General features: G+C 43.5%; 15 protein-coding genes and 2 pseudogenes. 6 read left to right on the top strand and 11 right to left on the bottom strand.

Features of this window, described 5'->3' with window-relative positions; translation table 11 throughout:
* Positions 1–58: 58 nt before the first annotated feature.
* The 6 genes from FTU91_RS02630 to FTU91_RS02605 form a co-directional block, all read right to left on the bottom strand.
* Positions 59–1,735 carry an AMP-binding protein gene (locus FTU91_RS02630; protein ID WP_180080817.1) on the bottom strand — a complete coding sequence of 559 codons (1,677 nt, stop codon included), beginning with the start codon at positions 1,733–1,735 and terminating at the stop codon, positions 59–61.
* 148 nt (positions 1,736–1,883) lie between these two features.
* Positions 1,884–4,103, bottom strand: coding sequence for a DNA topoisomerase IV subunit A (gene parC, locus FTU91_RS02625; RefSeq protein WP_180080815.1), 2,220 nt, complete (start codon positions 4,101–4,103; stop codon positions 1,884–1,886).
* Between the two features lie 164 nt (positions 4,104–4,267).
* Positions 4,268–5,587 (bottom strand): MFS transporter, encoded by a 1,320-nt coding sequence (locus FTU91_RS02620; RefSeq protein WP_180080813.1) that lies wholly within the window; start codon positions 5,585–5,587, stop codon positions 4,268–4,270.
* 135 nt (positions 5,588–5,722) lie between these two features.
* Positions 5,723–6,367, bottom strand: coding sequence for a trimeric intracellular cation channel family protein (locus FTU91_RS02615; protein WP_086195155.1), 645 nt, complete (start codon positions 6,365–6,367; stop codon positions 5,723–5,725).
* 60 nt (positions 6,368–6,427) lie between these two features.
* A complete protein-coding gene (locus FTU91_RS02610; RefSeq protein WP_180080811.1) occupies positions 6,428–6,895 on the bottom strand; it encodes a YchJ family protein in 468 nt (155 codons plus the stop codon).
* 360 nt (positions 6,896–7,255) lie between these two features.
* Positions 7,256–8,833, bottom strand: a complete 1,578-nt coding sequence (locus FTU91_RS02605) for a TerC family protein (RefSeq protein WP_086195153.1) — start codon at positions 8,831–8,833, stop codon at positions 7,256–7,258.
* Positions 8,834–9,174: 341 nt separating this feature from the next.
* Here FTU91_RS02605 and FTU91_RS02600 point away from each other — a divergent pair, with 341 nt between their 5' ends.
* From FTU91_RS02600 to dinB, 5 genes and pseudogenes are all read left to right on the top strand, one after another.
* The gene (locus FTU91_RS02600; protein WP_180080875.1) at positions 9,175–9,795 is read left to right on the top strand and encodes a TIGR00730 family Rossman fold protein; all 621 of its coding nucleotides are present in this window, start codon (positions 9,175–9,177) and stop codon (positions 9,793–9,795) included.
* A gap of 125 nt (positions 9,796–9,920) precedes the next feature.
* Positions 9,921–11,306 (top strand): multidrug transporter subunit MdtD, encoded by a 1,386-nt coding sequence (mdtD, locus tag FTU91_RS02595; RefSeq protein WP_180080809.1) that lies wholly within the window; start codon positions 9,921–9,923, stop codon positions 11,304–11,306.
* Positions 11,307–11,392: 86 nt separating this feature from the next.
* Positions 11,393–12,178, top strand: coding sequence for a GH25 family lysozyme (locus FTU91_RS02590; RefSeq protein ID WP_180080807.1), 786 nt, complete (start codon positions 11,393–11,395; stop codon positions 12,176–12,178).
* 129 nt (positions 12,179–12,307) lie between these two features.
* Positions 12,308–13,264: pseudogene (locus FTU91_RS02585) on the top strand (MBL fold metallo-hydrolase).
* Between the two features lie 47 nt (positions 13,265–13,311).
* Positions 13,312–14,367, top strand: a complete 1,056-nt coding sequence (gene dinB / locus FTU91_RS02580) for a DNA polymerase IV (protein WP_180080805.1) — start codon at positions 13,312–13,314, stop codon at positions 14,365–14,367.
* Positions 14,368–14,877: 510 nt separating this feature from the next.
* Here the strand turns inward: dinB and FTU91_RS02575 are convergent.
* Together FTU91_RS02575 and FTU91_RS02570 are read right to left on the bottom strand one after the other, a co-directional pair.
* Positions 14,878–15,117 carry a hypothetical protein gene (locus FTU91_RS02575; RefSeq protein ID WP_180080796.1) on the bottom strand — a complete coding sequence of 80 codons (240 nt, stop codon included), beginning with the start codon at positions 15,115–15,117 and terminating at the stop codon, positions 14,878–14,880.
* Positions 15,118–15,212: 95 nt separating this feature from the next.
* Positions 15,213–15,644 (bottom strand): Sbal_3080 family lipoprotein, encoded by a 432-nt coding sequence (locus FTU91_RS02570; RefSeq protein WP_180080794.1) that lies wholly within the window; start codon positions 15,642–15,644, stop codon positions 15,213–15,215.
* A gap of 279 nt (positions 15,645–15,923) precedes the next feature.
* Here FTU91_RS02570 and FTU91_RS02565 point away from each other — a divergent pair, with 279 nt between their 5' ends.
* Complete coding sequence (locus tag FTU91_RS02565; RefSeq protein WP_180080792.1) at positions 15,924–16,283, top strand: RidA family protein; 360 nt, start codon at positions 15,924–15,926, stop codon at positions 16,281–16,283.
* Positions 16,284–16,327: 44 nt separating this feature from the next.
* Here FTU91_RS02565 and FTU91_RS02560 read toward each other — a convergent pair whose 3' ends face one another.
* From FTU91_RS02560 to FTU91_RS02550, 3 genes and pseudogenes are all read right to left on the bottom strand, one after another.
* Positions 16,328–16,873 (bottom strand): DUF2726 domain-containing protein, encoded by a 546-nt coding sequence (locus tag FTU91_RS02560; protein WP_180080873.1) that lies wholly within the window; start codon positions 16,871–16,873, stop codon positions 16,328–16,330.
* 348 nt (positions 16,874–17,221) lie between these two features.
* Positions 17,222–19,630: a YgiQ family radical SAM protein gene (locus tag FTU91_RS02555; RefSeq protein WP_180080790.1), complete on the bottom strand. Its 2,409-nt coding sequence runs from the start codon at positions 19,628–19,630 to the stop codon at positions 17,222–17,224.
* A gap of 196 nt (positions 19,631–19,826) precedes the next feature.
* Positions 19,827–19,943 (bottom strand): annotated as a pseudogene (locus FTU91_RS02550) (IS982 family transposase); the annotation flags it as partial.

Below are 19,943 nucleotides of genomic sequence, written 5' to 3'. Positions count from 1 at the left end.
AGCCTGGCCTATTTCCAAATAAAAAAGCGCCGTGATCGGCGCTTTTTTATTGCAGCATTTATGCAGTTTTACGCAAGTCTTTACGTAAGATTTTACCTACGTTGGACTTTGGTAATTCATCTATAAATTCAACATAACGTGGGCGTTTGTAGCCTGTTAAGTTCTCTTTAGCGAAAGCAAGCACTTCTTCTGTGGTGAGTGACGGATCTTTCTTCACCACAAATAGTTTAGGCACTTCACCTGATTTTTCATCCGGCACACCAATCGCAGCAACTTCCAATACTTTAGGATGCGTAGAAATTACTTCTTCAATTTCTGAAGGATAAACGTTGAAGCCCGACACCAGAATCATGTCTTTCTTGCGATCGACAATCTTGATATAACCACGAGCATCCATGATCCCAATATCACCGGTACGGAAGAAACCGTTGGTCATCACTTTTTCAGTTTCATCTGGACGGTTCCAATAGCCTTTCATGACTTGTGGACCACGAATCGAGATTTCGCCCTGTTCGCCAAGCGGCACTTCATTGCCGTCATCATCCAAAATTGCAACTTCAGTCAGTGGTAATGGAATACCAATGGTACCGCTAAATTCAGTGGATTGCGGTGGATTGGCTGTTGCAACCGGTGAAGTTTCAGATAAACCGTAACCTTCAATGATATTGGTACCGGTAACTCTCTTCCATGCTTCAGCAGTAGAAGGTAATACCGCCATACCACCACCCATAGCCATTTTCAGTTTGCTATGATCAAGCTGTTTAAATTCTTCATTGTTCACCAATGCATTAAACAAGGTATTCACTGCCGGGAAGAATGATGGCTGGTATTTACGCAATTCTTTCATTACCGCAGGTAGGTCACGCGGGTTTGGAATAAGCACGTTGGCCTGACCTTTATACATGCCATACAGCGCACAAACCATGAATGCAAAGATGTGATAAAGTGGTAAAGCACAGAAAATACGGTCATCCGGTTGCCCATCTTGAGCACCAAATTTACTCTGGAAAATACCATCGCACTGTAACATGTTCGCAACTAGGTTACGATGAGTCAGTTCAGCACCTTTAGAAACACCCGTGGTACCACCCGTATATTGAAGTACGGCTGTATCACTTAAAGTCAGGTTTGGACGCTTATAATTGCTTGGATTTACCTTTGACATTGCTGCGTTAAAACGGATATGTCCTGGAATATTCCAAGCCGGGATTTGCTTGCGTACAGAGCGTAAAACAAAGTTGACCAATGTACCTTTTAAGGCCCCCAACATATCACCCACAGAAGCCACTACCACATGCTTCACAGGAGTTTTACCAATAATCGCTTGGTAAACCGTTGCAAAGTTTTCAATAATGACCAGCACTTCAGAACCGGAGTCATTTAACTGATGCTCAAGTTCACGAGAAGTATAAAGCGGGTTAACGTTTACAAGCACTAAACCTGCGCGGAAAATCCCCAATGCGACAACAGGATATTGAAGTACGTTTGGCATCATCACCGCCACACGTGTACCCTTTGCCAATCCTAAACTTTGTAAATATGTTGCAAATTTACGGCTTGCTTCTTCCAGCTCACTAAAAGAGAGAACTTTATCCATAAAAATAAAGGCGTCACGTGAGCCAAATTTTTGGAAGTTGCGCTCAAACACATCAACCAATGAGGTATTTTCAGCCGGTAATTCTACAGTTTCTGGAATCCCTGTCTTTTGGTATTCAGCGAACCAAATCTTTTCCATAATGCCTATCACTCCAATCTTAATCCTTAGTTTTTAAACTATTTTTTTCTTTGCTGAACCTGGTTTTTTCCTTTTGTATTGTTCAACAAAGCATCCATTTGCACGAATTACACCATATATAGCCTATTTCATATCTGGGATGCTAGTTTTATCTTTGAATGAACAGTCTATTTGCTTTTTGATATCCTCGTGGTAAGAGTTGACCTTTAGTGCCTCGCTTACCGATATATTTTTGAAGATCATCACCTTTTAATTTTAATTGTTGCTGTCCAGCAACTACTTGAATTATTTCATCTAAATTCAACATTGTCATAGATACAATTTGATCTTTCGCCTCGAGTTGTATCAATTTATTACCTTTACCTTTGTTCAGGCTTGGTAATTCTGACAAATCGACAACCAGCATACGGCCTGCTGAACTGAGTAAGGCCACATGAGTCGCCTGTTCTATTGCTTGCAGTGGCATCGCTTTGCCATCTTCAGGCACAGTCAGAAAGGACTTCCCTGCCTTGGCATTGGTATCCAGTTGTTTCGCCTGGGTTTTAAAGCCATAACCTTTGGAACTCAAGGCCAAAATTTCAGCTTCATCCTCGGCAATAAACACCTGAATGAAACCTACACCGCTGGCGGGTGCAAGTTTAGAACTTAAAGGTTCACCCAAACCACGTGCCGAAGGTAAAGTGTTAATAGCCAGTGCATAACTACGACCGGTATCGTCCAGTACATAGACCCGTTGATTGGATTTACCTTGGGCATGGCTTAAATATTGGTCACCGGCCCGGAAATTCAGATTTTCGGCATCGACCTCATGGCCTTTAGCTGAACGGATCCAGCCCGCCTCAGACAACACCACAGTCACAGGATCGGCTGGCAACATGTCCTGTTCATTAATGGCCAATGCTTCGGCGCGGCGTACAATAGGCGAACGGCGGTCATCACCAAACTTTTTCGCATCTTCTTTAAGTTCATTAATAATCAATGCTTTTAAAGATTCAGGATTGGCCAGCTGCTCGCGGATAATAGCCGCACGCGCTTCCAGTTCTTCCTGTTCGCGGCGCATTTCCATTTCTTCAAGTCTGGCCAAATGACGTAACTTGAGTTCTAAAATGGCTTCAGCCTGAATTTCATCAATATTGAAATGAGACATCAGCACCGGTTTGGGCTGATCTTCCTCACGAATAATCCGAATTACTTCATCAATATTTAAGTAGGCAATAATCAAGCCGACCAGGATATGCAGACGCTTTTCAATTTTATTTAAATGGTATTGCAGGCGGCGCGTTACCGTATTTTTACGGATTTCGATCCATTCCAGCAAAATGCGGCGAATCGATTTCACTTGCGGACGGCCATCGGCACCAATCATGTTCATGTTGACGCGATAGCTGGATTCCAGATCGGTCGTTGCGAATAAGTGACTCATCACTGCTTCGGCATCAATCCGGTTAGAACGTAATACAATCACCAGACGGGTCGGATTTTGATGATCCGATTCGTCACGCAGGTCACTAACCAAAGGCAATTTTTTCGCCTGCATCTGATCGGCAATCTGGGTAATCACTTTAGAACCCGACACCTGATACGGTAAGTCGGTAATCACGATTTCATTTTTTTCTATTTTATAAACCGCACGCATACGGTAACTGCCACGTCCTGTGGTTTGCAGTTTGAGCAGTTCTTCAGGTGCAGTGATAATTTCGGCTTTGGTCGGTAAATCGGGTGCCGGAATATATTCCGCCACTTTTTCATCGCTTAAATTTGGATTACGAATCAGCGCGATGGTGCCTTTAATCACTTCACGCAAGTTATGCGGTGGAATATCGGTCGCCATCCCCACAGCAATGCCTGTGGTTCCGTTCAATAAGATGTTCGGTACACGCGCTGGCAAATTCACCGGCTCTTTCATTGAACCATCGAAGTTGTCCTGCCAATCACAGGTACCCTGCCCCAGCTCAGACAGTAACACTTCACTATAAAGCGAAAGTTTGGCTTCAGTATAACGCATGGCCGCGAAGGATTTCGGATCATCGGGTGAACCCCAGTTACCTTGACCTTCAATAAAAGGATAACGGTAACTGAATGGCTGTGCCATCAGTACCATCGCTTCATAACAGGCAGAATCACCATGCGGATGGTATTTACCCAGTACATCACCCACGGTACGAGCCGATTTTTTCGGTTTGCCGCTATGCTTTAAGCCCAATTCACTCATGGCGAAGACAATACGGCGCTGTACTGGTTTTAAACCGTCACTGATATGCGGCAATGCACGATCCATAATCACGTACATGGCATAGTTAAGGTAAGCTTGTTCAGTAAATTCGGCTACGGAACGATTTTCTGTCGCATGATGCACAAGGCTGGTCATAAAAGCGTGAAATCCTAAATAATTCGTTTTTGTATCTACGTTGTTATGCTATGTCGCAGCTGCGGACTACACAAGGGCAGTAACCCACACTCTGCGACAAATTGTGTCTTATGGACTAAAAATATCCATTTTATAAGGGCCAATCAACCCAAAAATCAGCAATTTTATAAACCAATCGACTCTAAAGTTTTACCTTTGGTTTCTTCACCCAGCAGCAGGATAATCAGTGCCACGGCAATTAAAACGGCGGTAAACATCATAAAGACATAGCTGAAACCATGGTCGAGCACCATTATATGGGTGACAGCAAATGGCGCGAAAATACCACCAATACGGCCAATCGCTCCGGCCCAGCCCGAACCAAAGGCACGGATATTGGCTGGATACTGTTCTGGGGTATAAGTGTATAAAACACCCCAGGCGCCCAAGTTAAAGAAGGACATCAAACAGCCCCATACCACAATCTGGGTCACATTGTCGGATTGACCAAAGAAGTAGGCAGAGACTGCACACATGGCAATAAAACCCGCCAATGTTGCCTTACGTCCCAGTTTTTCCACCAGCCATGCCGCGGCAATATAACCCGGCAACTGGGCCAGAATCATCACTAGTACATACTCAAAAGACTTCACAATGGTATAGCCTTCTTTGACCAGTAAACTTGGCAGCCAGGTAAAAATACCGTAGTAGGAAAATACAATACCAAACCAGATCAGCCATAGCATCAGGGTACGGCGGGCAAAAATGCCGGACCAGAGTTGAGAGAAGCTAATGTCATGCTTTTCGGCCACCGGTTTGACTTCAAAAATTTCAATCACTTCCACGCCACATTGCGCTTCAATTTTTTTCACCAAAGCATGCGCTTCTTTATGTCGACCCCGATTAATTAAGTAAGGCACTGATTCTGGCACCATTTTCCAGATCACAATCGCATACAGCGCAGGAATACCCCCAATCAGAAAAGCAGCATGCCAGCCAAAATCGGGAATCACAAACCGCGAAACCAATGCTGCCACCAACCACCCCAAACCCCAGAAACTTTCCAGCAGCACAATAAAGCGGCCACGGACATGGGCAGGAATATATTCACTCACCAGCGTCACGGCCACCGGTAGCTGACCACCCAGTCCAAGCCCTACAATGAAACGGAACACCAGCAACCAAGTCAGGTTCGGTGCAAAAGCACAGGCAGCGGTTGCCAGACTATAAATCACTAAAGTTGAGGCAAAAACCGTTTTACGCCCCCAACGATCGGCAAGGGCTCCCGAACACACTGCACCAATGGCCATTCCAATAAAACCAATGGAAACCACCCAGCTTTTATCATCCGGCGTCATGGCCCAGTCTTCCGCCATTTTGGCCAGAATAAAGGAAATCAATCCGGTATCCATGGCATCAAACATCCAGCCCAGACCAATCACCCATAGCAAGGTATAGTGAAATTTACCAATCGGTAAACGTTGTATACGTGAGACTAAATCCATAACAAGAGCTCTGATTTGGTGAAAGAATGCATGCTGCTTTCCCAACAGGATTTATAATTGTATTAATTTTTATACGCCAATTTGCAGATGATGACCGCTCATTTCGTCAGTCATTCATCATATTAAGGCAATATTCTAGGAAGCATCTTTGGAGGATGCGGACTGGTCATCGTCATCTTTATAAATAAATTTCGGCATTTCCAGACCAAAATAGATAGCGATGCAGCGTAAAGAGAAACCGAAGATTAAGGTGGAAATGACAGTGATTTCCAGAGAGAAACCGATATCCTGACAAATCCAGTAACAGATCACGGAAACAAAAGAAATACTGGCATACAATTCACGGCGGAATACCAAGGGTACATCATTACACAAAATATCGCGCAGAATACCGCCGGAAACTCCAGTCAACACACCGGCAACTGCGGAAACCACAAAACCATGCCCCATCTGCAAGGCAATCTGGCAGCCAATAATAGTAAAACCGATTAAACCCAGAGCATCGAGAATCAGGAAGATGGAACGTAAATGGCGCATCCATTTGGCAATCAGGATAGTGACAAAGGCTGCGCAGCAGGTCAACACCAGATATTCCGGATGCTTCACCCAGGTCAAAGGATAATGCCCAAGCAGTACATCGCGAACCGAGCCACCACCCAGTGCAGTCACACAGGCAATCAGCGTTACCCCGAACCAGTCCATACTGCGCCGACCTGCCGACAGTGCCCCTGTCATGGCTTCAGCCGTAATTGCGATAATATAAATGACCAATAGCAACATTGCCCTGCTTCCACTGAGGGTTATCGATGCGCGCTATTCTAAGGCAAATTCAGATGAAAATTACAAAAATTGCGCACAACATTGCTTAAATTTTTTCCCTGAACCGCAAATACACGGCTGTTTCATGGTGATTTGCATATTTGTGGTCGGATCAAGGAAATACCAGGCCCCTTCATGTTTCACAAAATGGGAAATTTCATGATGAACCTGTGCTTGCTGACTATCATGATAATGTGCCTTAAATTCAACCTGGGCATGGTGCTTGTCCAGTTTTTCCTGGGCTTGAACCACTTCCAGCTTGAGCCACTGATTGGCCTTGCTCCATTCGGCAATGGCTGCCACATCCAGCGCTTGTTGTTGGCCTAAGGCCGTGGTTTTCACAATATAGTCAATTTCCTGTTTGGCAAAGGCACTATAACGCGAACGCATCAATTGCTCTGCAGTGTGTGCTTTGGCCTGACCCAAATGTAAAGGCTGGCAACAGCTGGCGTAATCACCTCGACCACATGGACATTCTGTTTCTGACATCAATTTTTTCCAACTTAGATTAGGGTCTGTTAACACTTCGTCTATGTTTGCGACTACGAATATTTTTTAGAGGATACAAGGCGTGAACTACAAAATTTAGTCATTCTAAATGCGTAGTTCACAACGACGTAGCGTCAAAAAATACTCTAGTCCCGAAGGGTTGTGGCTAAAATTATCCCAGACTTCGTTATGAAATTTAAAAATGGAACCACCATTCTTTGCATTTCATTCCTTGTCTGATCAATTTTAGCCTACAACGCAAGCCATTTATGAAATGTCAACAGACCCTCATAATCAAATAGCCCGACAATGCGGGCTATTTTAATTCAACATCGATAAAGATCAGCTGTGCAGGTGAAATTAATCTTCCGTCTGATTTTGATTGAGCGGGATGATATGAACCTTATCAATTTTATGGCCATTCATCGTCACCACTTCAAAAATATGTTTATCTGCCTGCAATTTGGCACCACTTTCCGGCAAACGCCCCAGATGGAACAGGATATAACCGGACAAGGTTGAATACTGTTCAGACTCATCTACCAGATCACGGTTTAACAACAAGGAAACATGACGAATATCGGTAGAACCTTCAAGGATTAAAGTCCCGTCTTCCAGACTTTCTGCAGCTGTTTCAAATTCATCTTCATCCGGGAATTCACCGGCAATCGCTTCAAGCACATCAATCGGGGTAGCAAGCCCTTCAATCGAACCGTATTCATTCAATACAATTGCCATTTGCAGCGGTGCCTGACGCAACTGTTCCATTACCATCAACACCTGAGCATTTTCATGCACAATCACCGGCTCGCGTAAATGCGCTTCAAAATTCAGTTTTCCAGTTTCGATGTAGTCGTTCATGACTTTATGGGTCAGCACTATACCGGCAATATTGTCCAGTTCACCATGTGCCACAATCAAACGTGAATGGGTCATGCTTAATAACTGTTCTTTAATGGAGGCTTCATCTTCATCCAGATCAATCCATTCCAGTTCCGGACGCGGTGTCATCACCGATTTCACAGGCCGTTCCGACAGCCCCAGCACACCTTGCACCAGCACACTATGGTAAACCCCGTTCTCTTCATTAAAGACTTCATCGGCAAAGGCACGTGTCGCCAGCACATCTTCGGCTTCATTGTTTTGCGATTCACTTTTACCCCCGAGCATACGCATCACGGCAGAAGCAGTACGGTAACGCAGGTCCGTCGTGGTCACCATGCGCTCCTGATTACGGCGCATAGTCTGGTTGATAAATTCCACCACCACAGAGAAACCAATCGCCGCGTATAAATAGCCTTTAGGAATATGGAAACCGAAGCCTTCAACAATCAGTGAAAAGCCGATCATCATCAGGAAGCCGAGGCACAGAATCACCACGGTCGGATGTCTGTTGACAAAGGTCATTAGTGGTTTAGATGCCCACAGCATGATGCCGACTGCAATCACCACCGCAATCATCATCACCGACAGGTCTTTGACCATGCCGACTGCGGTAATCACGCTATCCAGAGAGAATACGGCATCCAGTACCACAATCTGAACGATCACCATCCAGAATGCGGCATGCACCGGGTTTTCTTCTTTCTGCGGTTGAGCACCTTCTATACGCTCATGTAATTCCATGGTGCCTTTAAACAGCAGGAATACGCCACCAAACAGCAGAATCAGGTCACGGCCGGAAAAAGGATGATCCAGAACATGGAACAGTGGCTGGGTCAAGGTCACCACCCAGGCAATGGAAGCCAGTAAAATCAACCGCATACACAAAGCCATAATCAAGCCGACGATACGGCCTGCATTACGCTGTTCTGGGGGCAGTTTTTCCGCCAAAATGGCAATAAAAACCAGGTTGTCGATACCCAGTACAATTTCTAGAACCACTAAAGTTGCCAGTCCAATCCATGCTGATGGATCTGACATCCATTCCAAGATCATTGGATATTCTCCTGTGCAGGATGATGAGGGACTGATTTTAGAAGGTTCATATTAAAATCGCTGAATATGCGATGAACAGCATGCTGTATATTTTTTTCAGAAGCATTGAAGTGTTCAGAGTGAGGACAACCACTACCCATGTTAATTCATTTGTTGGAAAACAGATTTTTAGTATAGCAAGATGAAGTAGAAATTCATCCTCTTTTCCTCACTGCGCTGTTTTTTGCTCACCCAATTTCAACAAATCTTTGCAAGGTTGGTATAAGGCTGATCACGACCTGTCATATTTAACAGTTAAGCTAGAGACTGAAAAAATAAAATGCTATGGTAAAAATATAATGATGAACAGTGTATTAAAAATGACTCCCAAACATAACAATCCTACTCCCAAAACAACTCAACCTTTAATTGCACTCTACTGTGGTTCACGTTCAGGCAATAAACCAATTTATCAGGAAAAAGCCGTAGCTTTGGCTCAGGCACTGGCTGATCTGGGTTTCGGCATGGTCTATGGTGGCGCAAGTATAGGCCTCATGGGGCAAGTGGCTGATGCCGTCAGACAGCGTGGCGGTGAAACCGTCGGGGTGATCCCTGAATTTATGCTGGATTATGAAATTGCGCATCATCAGCTCACCGAATTACACATTGTACGAAGCATGCATGAACGCAAGGCCATGATGGCTAAGCGTGCCAGTGCTTTTGTCGCTTTACCCGGTGGTTTGGGCACGTTTGAAGAAATTCTGGAAATTGCCACCTGGGGACAGTTAAATCAGCATCAAAAACCGATGATGCTCTATAACGTGAATGGCTTTTATGATGCCCTAGTGAGCCAGCTGGATCATGCGGTCAGTGAAGGCTTTTTACCGCCGCAGCATCGGGCCAAACTGATTATCTGCAATCATGCCGATCAGATTCTCAATGCCATTAAAAATCTGGATGCACCACAACACTTTGCCATTTAAGTCCAAACCAGGACATAAAAAGTGAACTCCAGACAGTGCTATCCCATAATGGATAGCACAACTTTTTCTTACACCACTTTAAACGGATTGCTTTAAACTCTGTAAAAAATCACTTTAATATTGTTATGAACGCCACTCCTTCGCATCAAGCCCTACAACCTGAATTCCGCCTGTTAGTGTTGTTGGTATCAATCGGTTTTTTTATGCAAGGTTTGGATACCACCATTGTCAATACGGCAATTCCCGCCATGGCAGCCAATCTGGCTGAAGATCCGCTCCAGATGCATAGTGTGGTGGTGGCCTATGTGCTTTCGGTCGCTGCCTGTATTCCTTTAAGCGGATGGCTGGCCGACCGTTTTGGTGTGCGCAATACCTACTTTGCGGCCATTATTATTTTTACCTTGGCATCACTGGGCTGCGGACTATCCAGCAGTTTAAACCAGCTGCTCTTTTATCGAGTCATTCAGGGCATTGGCGGTGCATTGTTACTTCCTGTAGGCCGACTGGCAATGCTCAAGGTCATTCCGCGTACCCAGTTTTTATCTGCCATGAGCTTGATGAGTTTAGCTGGTCTGATGGGTCCCTTGATTGGTCCGACATTGGGCGGATGGATGGTCGAAGTGACAACATGGCACTGGATTTTTTTAATTAATATTCCGATGGGACTGTTAGGCGTTCTAATTACCTTGAAGGCCATGCCGAACGTCACTGAACCTGCTGTCAAATCTTTTGATTTTTCAGGTTTTATCTTGCTGGTGATTGCCATGGTGGGACTTTCACTGGGCATTGAAAATTTTGCCAGCCCCCATCAATCGCTATGGTGGAGTATAGGTCTGGTACTTGCGGGTGTCTTGGCAGCGATTATCTATGCCATTCATGCCCATACACATCACAATGCGCTGTTCCGCAGTACATTATTTAGCAATAAAATTTATGCTATAGGCATTATCGGTAATTTCTTTGCCCGCTTAGGCGGCAACGCGATACCTTTTTTAATTCCGCTGATGTTGCAGGTTGCCTTTGGCTTTGAGCCATTTATTACCGGTCTGTTGATGATTCCGACAGTACTGGGTTCTCTAGCTTCCAAGCCGATTATTCGCCAGATTATTCAACGCTTTGGGTATCGCCAGGTATTACTGGTCAATACCTTATTGGTCGGAGCATGTATTGCCAGTTTTGCCCTCACTACGGCGGATACCCCAACTTGGTTAAGAGCCTTACATTTCTTTGTTTTCGGCATACTAAATTCTTTGCAGTTTGTCTCCATGAATACCCTGACCCTGAAGGATTTACCTCAGCAAGATGCCAGTAGTGGCAACAGCTTTTTGTCAATGATCATGATGGTATCGATGAGTATCGGCGTGGCTTTGGCCGGAACCTTGGTCAACCTGTTTACCGCCTATTTCGGTAGCGAGCAGATCGTGACAGCTTTCCATACCACACTGATTTTCCTCGGCTGCATTAATCTGATTACCGCAGCCATTTTCTGGCAAATTCCACGTCACACCTAAGTAGAATCAGATGACATCAGAAACAACGTGGTCTGAATGTTCAGATCGCGTTATCATGTGTTTGATAAATCACGCCTAAATTATCTATGTCTAATAAACGATTTGCCAAGCACCATCATCACAAACTGTATGCTTCTTGCATCGGCCTGTTGCTGAGCTGTGTTGCAATCGTATTGTATGTTTTTGTGTTTCATCATAATCCTGCTTCGGCACAGGAGTATCCGGTCAAAGGTTTTGACGTATCGCATCATCAGGGCGACATTCAATGGCAACAGATTTCACCCAAAACCTATCGATTTGTTTATCTGAAAGCGACCGAAGGTGGTGATTTTAAAGATCGAAAATTTCAGGATTACTGGCTGCAAGCCCGTGAACATGGTTTCACCGTGGGTGCCTATCATTTTTATCGTTTATGCAGGGATGGCGAAGTTCAGGCGCAAAATTTTATTGAAACTGTACCCAATAAAGCCAATGCCTTGCCTCCAGTGATTGATCTGGAATATGACAGCAACTGCATCAATACCTATACCAAGGAACAACTGCTAAAAGAAATTCAGGTCATGCATGACCGGCTGTATCAGCATTATGGCAAACAACCGATTTTTTATACCTCCAAAGCCTTCTATAACATTATTCTGGCTGGGGAATTTATAAAAACACCTCTTTGGGTACGTGAATACAAAGGCAAACCGGATTTAAAAGGCAAGCCAAAATGGCTGTTCTGGCAGCATACCAATCAGGGTACCATCAAGGGCATTAACAAAACCGTCGACTTAAATGTGTTTAATGGTGATGAGGATGACTGGACACGATTTTTAGAACGCAATGGAATCTATCCACTGAACAAGGTGGAAAATTTACCGAAAAAATAACAAGATAACTCCACTTCTCTAATCCCAATAAAAAATCAAACTGCATAAAAACGGGAAATTTATGGCAAATCAAAAAGGATTTTGGCTGTTGTGGGAGTAGGCATCAGCATACTCGTTGGAGTAGCTGCAATGGTTTTGCTGCTGCAGCCTTCAGGTCAGGTGTCTGATTTTCAAAAATGGTAATATTCACCCTCTGAAAAAACAGCGCCGTCTTCAAAGCTCCAGGTCAAATTCTTTGGCATTTCCACCCTACTGTTCGATAATGGCAAAACCCAAATTTTAATTGACGGTTTCTTTAGTCGTCCTTCCATTGCAGAGGTGCTGTTCAGCAAAATTCAAAGTCAGCCTCAAGTCATTCAACATATCGTGCAACAGCAGCAGTTACAGCGAACCCAAGCCATACTGGTGACCCATTCACATTATGACCATACGCTGGATATTGCCGAACTTGGCAAAAGACTTCCAAATACGAAAATTATCGGTTCAAGCAGCACCTTAAATATCGCCCGTGGCGGCCATATTGCAGAACAGCAACTCATCCAGGTTCAGTCTTTTAAATTCATCAGTTTTGGGCAATTCAAAGTAATGACCATTCCCTCCCAGCATACGCCAGCAACAGCAGTCAATAATGACCTTGGTGAGGAAATTAAACAGCCTCTGCAACTTCCTGCCCGTTTTTCTGAATTTAAAGAAGGCCATAGTTTTGACTATCTGATTGAACATTCAGGACATCGTATTTTAGTCAAAGCCGGTACTGGTGCCATTCCAGATCAACTCAGGAACTTGCAAGTCGATACGCTATTTTTAGGCATTGCCCAACTGTCACGCCAATCGAAAGAATTTCAGCAGCACTATCTCGATCAAACCCTGAGAAGCTTAAAGCATAAAGTCGTGATGCCAATTCACTGGGATAACTTTTTCCAGCCGATTGATCAGCCTTTGGAATTTTTACCTTATCTGGCAGATCACACCGAGCAAAGCCTCAAGATTCTGATTCAAGCAGCGGAGCAACAAAACACCCGGCTGGTTTTACTTAGTCAACCTGTGTCGTATCCACTTGATCCTGCTCTACAATCTGACCCATGAAGATGAGATACTGAAGCCCAGCGCATACAGGCAGAGTTTGGGACTGCATGAGAAAAATCATTCACATCGATATGGATGCCTTTTTTGCATCTGTGGAACTCAAAGACCGACCGGAGTTAAAGCATTTGCCGGTGGTCGTGTCTTCCCATCATCCAAGGGCCGTGATTTGTGCAGCGTCCTACCCTGCGCGCGAGTTTGGATTGCGCTCTGCCATGTCGATGGCACAAGGCCGAAAGCTTTGTCCACACGTAGTGGTGATTGAACCCAATTTTGAAAAATACCGTGCCATCTCCGCCCAGATTCATCAGGTGTTCCAGCGTTACACGCCGCTGATTGAACCCTTATCTTTAGATGAAGCTTATCTGGATGTCACAGAAAATCTGCAAAATATTCCAAGTGCTACTGAAGTTGCGATGCGTATACGGGAAGATATTTTCAAAATTACAGGTTTAACCGCCTCTGCCGGGGTAGCACCCAATAAATTTTTAGCCAAAATTGCTTCAGACTGGAACAAACCGGATGGCATTTGTATCATTAAGCCCTCACAGGTGCAGCATTTTATTCAGAATTTACCGCTAAAAAAAATTCCCGGTGTGGGAAAAGTGATGCAAGAAAAGCTCAAGTTGCTGCAATTACAAACGCTGGGAGATTTACAAAAAATTGAGCAAAATGTGCTGGTTCAGCATTTTGGCAAATATGGCAAACGACTTTTTCTCTATGCCCAGGGTATTGATGAACGGCCTGTACAAGTTGAACGTGAACGCCAGCAAATTTCCAAGGAAACCACCTTTGATGATGACCTGACCTTAATACAATGCCAGAATGCTTGGCCTCGACTGATTGATCAGGTCTGGAACCGTCTAGAGCGCAAACAACTCTGTGCACGTGGGGTTTCGGCCAAACTCAAGCTAAAAAATTTTCAGGTCTTGCAACACAGCAAGAGTTTTAAACAGCCTTTGCAAAATCGGCAACAACTGGAACAGGTACTGCAACAGCTACTCATTGAAATGCATATTCCAGAACATTTTCAGTTTCGTCTCATTGGCGTTGGGCTGTACCAGCTTTCGGAGCAGCAAGATCAGTCACAGCTTTCTCTCTGGTAGAGTTTGCATGTTTTTCAACCAAAAGAATGAAATTAGACCAATTGATTACACACAAGCATGATTTTTGCGGTACTCTATGGGCGCGATACATTTATCCATGTAACCGCCGAGATGCTAAAAATCACCTTTACTTTTAGCATGCTGTCCTGTGATTGGCGTGACGATCAAATCCGAATATTACAGGGCAACTCTGTTGAACCGCATGGTCCCTCGCTCGCATTTCTTCTGCATATATCTCTATAAATTCCTAAAAACAGCATATCTCCTACTGCACTGAAGCATTTTATACAAGCTACTCTCGATCACTCCGATTTGCTACGGTATCTTCTGCTGGTCCCTGTTATTTTAAAAGTCTCTGCTGTGGTAACCATAGTGCAGTGATAGATTTTTGACAGGCGATAATGCAATAAAGTCCGCAACTAGGCGGACTTTCTGCTTTAGATAAATCATATACATAGATGAAACAATTTTAAGAAGCTTACGCGTGCTTCAATATGGTTCTTTCTTCGTTTATTTTGTCAGGAGTAGAGCGCAATTCATTACCAATAGCTTAGGATCATCCTTATCAACTAATCGAAACTGATATTCAAAACTAGGAAGTCTACCTGGAACAGCAGATTGTGCAGTGGATGCAACAGGGATAGCGATCTTATTTTTACTTTCGGCAAAGGCATTAGCTCTTAAAATTACATCTGACTTAAGTTTGGAAGTATTGGTAAATACTCCACCAGCTGACATTTGAGAAATCATCTAGGTATCTCTACCAATAGGAACAATATCTGCTGTTGCACAACCAGTTAAAATCAGCACGCTAATAACCAGTGCTTTAACTTTCATAAATGTCATTATTGAATTTCCCCAATTAACTGATCCACTAACGGTTCTATTTTGGATTCATTACTTTTGTACTTAGTAGGATTTAATAATCCCCCAGCATGTAATTTGTATTCAGCAACCCCAATTCGTTTTTCATTTTTATAGAGAATTAATTGTGCCTGAGTAAGTACCATTGAAAAATCCCACTTTTGATATGCTACATACCTGAGTGAATATTCACATAGTTCTGGTCTTTCCCCACTATAAACTTGAGTAACAATATTGTGATATTCCAAACGAGAAGTAATGATGTCCTCTAGATTTTGAACTATCACTTTAGGGTTATGCTTTATACAAACTTTTTGAATCTTTTCCCCTTGGCTTAATTGTACAGGTGTGATTTTAGTTGTAGCGCACCCAGTAAGAAGCATCATAGAGCCGAATAAAATTATTATTTTCATAAAATTCCTATTTTAATTAGTGTTTTATAGCATAATTTTAGTTGAGCATTAAGGCTTAAAGGAAATGACCTAAGCTCTGTACGTAAATAGCTTAGTATAACTACCCTATTACTTTAACTCCATGCACGTACAGCGTTAGCTATAGCCCAACAATAACTGCGCGATGAGTGATTTACGGTAAGGGCTCATGGCATTATGATGTTGCCATCTACCTGGCTGCAGGCTGTATGACCAAGATATGGCTCGCAGCAATTATGCCGAAAATAAAGGACTTATATTATGACAGTACAACGTCTGCATGTTGAAAAGCGCTTTTCTGAAATTGCCATTTCAGGAAACCTAGTACATCTGGCTGGTCAATTGGCTACAGATACCACGCTGGATATTAAAGGTCAGACACGGCAAACCCTGGAAATTATTGATCGCTTGCTGGCGGATGCAGGTACAGACAAGAGCCAAATTATGTCTGTGACCATTTATTTAAAAGATATTGAAAATGACTATGCGGCGATGAATGAAATCTGGGATGCCTGGGTCGCTAATATTGAAGCCCTGCCTCGTACCTGTGTCGAGGCCAAGTTGTATGCTCCTGATGTTCTGGTAGAAATGACTGTCACTGCTGTTCGTGCATCGAATTAAAAGCCAAAAAATAAGCATGAACAGTCATTCATGCTTATAGTGATTTAACCTAACAGGCGGATTTTCTTTCGGCCCAAATCTGGATAAAAATCATACTTTTTTATTGAAACCTCTGTTAACTCATCTAGCTGAAAATCAGTAGGGTTTTCAATTAAAAAATCTTGTCTTAACTGAAAATATTCCGGTACATCTTCATAGCGAATCACCCGATACCCGGCCATCGCCAACAGCGCATCCTGATATTGGGCATTTTGCGGATGGCGTAAAGCCATGGGATCATCCAATGCAATAATGGCAAACACCTGATGATGTTCATCCAGAATCACAAAATCTGCCACCATATTGCGATATTTATGGCGGGTACGGCTGTATTTGGTCGTCAACAAGGCATCAAATGAAACATGAGCCAACACAGTACTGCGCGGCAATATTTCTTTAAGGCGTGTAAATGTGATCTGTTCACTAATATTAAAAATAGCTCTTTGTTTTAAAGCACTATCTTGCTGTTTAGCACTACCTTCCAGACTTTTCCAAGCCTTCAACAGAATGCCAAACAGAAGTAAACTTCCGACCAAAATATAAATTATCATCATCTTAATCCTTTAATTTTTTATAGTATTTCCGGTGTCACACCGATGCTTGTTATCAACCTCAGTATACAACGCTTATTTTTATTAAATATTTCAAGCAAACGAACTGCATTTAATCATGACGAAAACATTATAAATGCTGACAAAAAGTTGCACTGATTTTATTTTTTACATCTATGCCTAGGATTCATCCATTATCTGACACCAAATTACTGTAGCTCAAGGCACAGTAGGGATGCAAGACTACTTTTGAATATTGTCCTACAATTCCGATGAGCTGTTTTCATTAGAGGGCTATTTAATTGAATGGTAAAAAAAGAACGCCTAAGCGTCCTTTTTTTTAAAAAATCAAGCTTTTGACTTAGGCTTAGATTTAATCTTGGATTTAGAACCCGCAAATGGACGTTTCTCCCCAGTTTCACGTGGTGGTAAGCCAGTATGTTGAGTCAGGATCTGGCCTTTTTTAGGACGATTATTGCCATTTGTATTGGCAACATTACGTGATTGATTACGTGCAGTATTTTCACCTGTGCGTTTTGCAGAATCTCCCGCCAAGGTCGAGTTTTTCTTGCGTGCCGACTGATATTGCCCTTCTGTGCCTTGCGGTTGATAGCTCGGAATCAGATGTTGTTTCGAATTACCAATCAAGTCTGAGCGGCCCATTTCTTTCAAAGCTTCACGTAACATTGGCCAGTTATTTGGATCATGATAACGCAAGAAAGCCTTGTGCAAGCGGCGACGTTTCTCACCTTTCACAATATCCACATTTTCAGTATAACGCGCCACTTTTGCCAGCGGATTTTTACCGGTGTAATACATGGTGGTTGCTGTAGCCATTGGCGATGGATAGAAGGTTTGTACCTGATCGGCACGGAAACCATTCTTTTTCAACCAGATCGCCAGGTTCATCATATCGTAATCGGTGGTCCCCGGATGCGCCGCGATAAAGTAAGGAATCAGATACTGTTCTTTACCGGCTTCCTTACTAAAGCGATCAAACATCTGTTTGAAACGGTCGTAAGTGCCAATCCCCGGTTTCATCATCTTGGATAATGGACCTTTTTCGGTATGTTCAGGCGCAATTTTGAGATAACCACCCACGTGATGAGTGACCAATTCTTTCACATATTCAGGGTTTAATACCGCCAGGTCATAACGTAAACCTGAACCGATCAGAATTTTCTTGATGCCTTTAAGTGCACGTGCTTTACGGTATAACTGCGTCAATGGCGCATGGTCGGTATGCAAATTCTGACACACACCCGGGAATACGCACGATGGCTTACGACAGTTTTTCTCAATCTCAGGGTCTTTACAGTGCAAACAGTACATATTAGCCGTTGGACCACCTAAATCCGAGATAATGCCGGTAAAGCCCGGTGCGGTATCCCGAATCTTCTCCACTTCACGCAGAATTGAGTCTTCCGAACGGTTCTGGATAATACGACCTTCATGTTCCGTGATGGAACAGAAAGTACAACCGCCAAAGCAACCACGCATGATGTTGACAGAAAATTTAATCATGTCAAAAGCCGGGAAACGTGCATTACCATATGCAGGATGTGGCAGACGTGCATAAGGCAGGTCAAACACATAATCCATTTCTTCTGTGGTTAATGGAATAGGTGGTGCATTCAACCACACATCACGTTCACCATGCTTTTGTACTAAGGCACGCGCATTCCCCGGATTGGTTTCCAGATGCAAGATACGGTTGGCATGTGCATATAAAACGGGGTCATTGACCACTTCTTCAAAAGCAGGCAAACGGATTACCGCCAGTTCTCGTGGTGGTAACTTATGTTTAATCGCCTTTGATGCAGGTTGTAGCTGTACAATTTGCGTATCGGCATCCAGATTGTCACCTTCACGGACAATCGGATTGGCGACCGCTTCTTTTTGGAAGCCTTGATACTGGCTTAAACTATTGCCTTTATCTTTTTCAATTTCACAACCATCCAGATCTTCCGTCATCACATAAGGGTTGATAATGGGATCTACACGACCGATGGTGTCCACATCATTCGATGCAATTTCAACGAATTTAGCTTTAGAAGCACGGTTATGTTTATTGACAATAAAGGCCGTACCACGGACATCCGTGATGTCCGTAATTTTTTCGCCTTTGGCCAAACGGTGCATCACTTCGACAATCGAACGTTCGCCATTACCGTACATCAAAAGATCGGCTTTAGAATCCATCAATACCGAACGACGGACTTTATCTGACCAATAGTCATAATGAGCAATACGACGTAGAGAAGCTTCAATACCCCCTAACAATACCGGCACATCAGGATAGGCTTCACGTATACGCTGGCAATATACGGTTGCCGCGCGGTCAGGACGTTTATTCGGCACATTGTCTGGAGAATAGGCATCATCTGAACGGATTTTACGGTCAGCGGTGTAGCGGTTGATCATCGAATCCATATTACCGGCCGTCACACCCCAGGCAATATTCGGCTTACCCAATACTCGGAATGCATCCACGCTGGTCCAGTCCGGCTGGGCAATAATCCCGACACGGAAACCTTGAGCTTCTAAAGTACGGCCAATAATGCCAGAACAGAAAGAGGGATGATCGATATACGCATCACCACAGACTAAAATAAAGTCACAACTATCCCAACCGAGTTGATCCATCTCCTCGCGTGACATCGGCAAAAATGGCGCAGGTTCAAAACAGGACGCCCAATATTTGTCGTAATCAAACAACGCTTTTGGCGCAGTCTGCATGGTATAAGCAGTAGACATGGCTAGCAATTCTCGGCTGGCAGATGATGGAAGATCTGAAAATTAGATCAAAGATGAAAGCCGAGTATTTTAGCATGAATTCGACTCAGCTTGCTTGATTATAATTTATACAAAACCAGTGATTTAATTTATTCTCCCCAAATAATCCTTCAGTTGAAAACGCTGCTCCAGTAAGTGATCACTTATATAACCCTAGTTACGGATAAGCTAAATTTCTAACGACATGAATTTTTGGCTTATTCTTCTGACAGAGTTGATAAGCACATAAAGATGAAAATATGCCTGCTAGAAAACCGGAAATAGTCCGATGTTT

It is taken from the genome of Acinetobacter sp. YH12201 (assembly GCF_013418145.1).
Lineage (GTDB): Bacteria > Pseudomonadota > Gammaproteobacteria > Pseudomonadales > Moraxellaceae > Acinetobacter.
The sequence above is the reverse complement of the archived record's forward strand: the minus strand, read 5'-3'. Positions and strand labels throughout refer to the sequence as shown.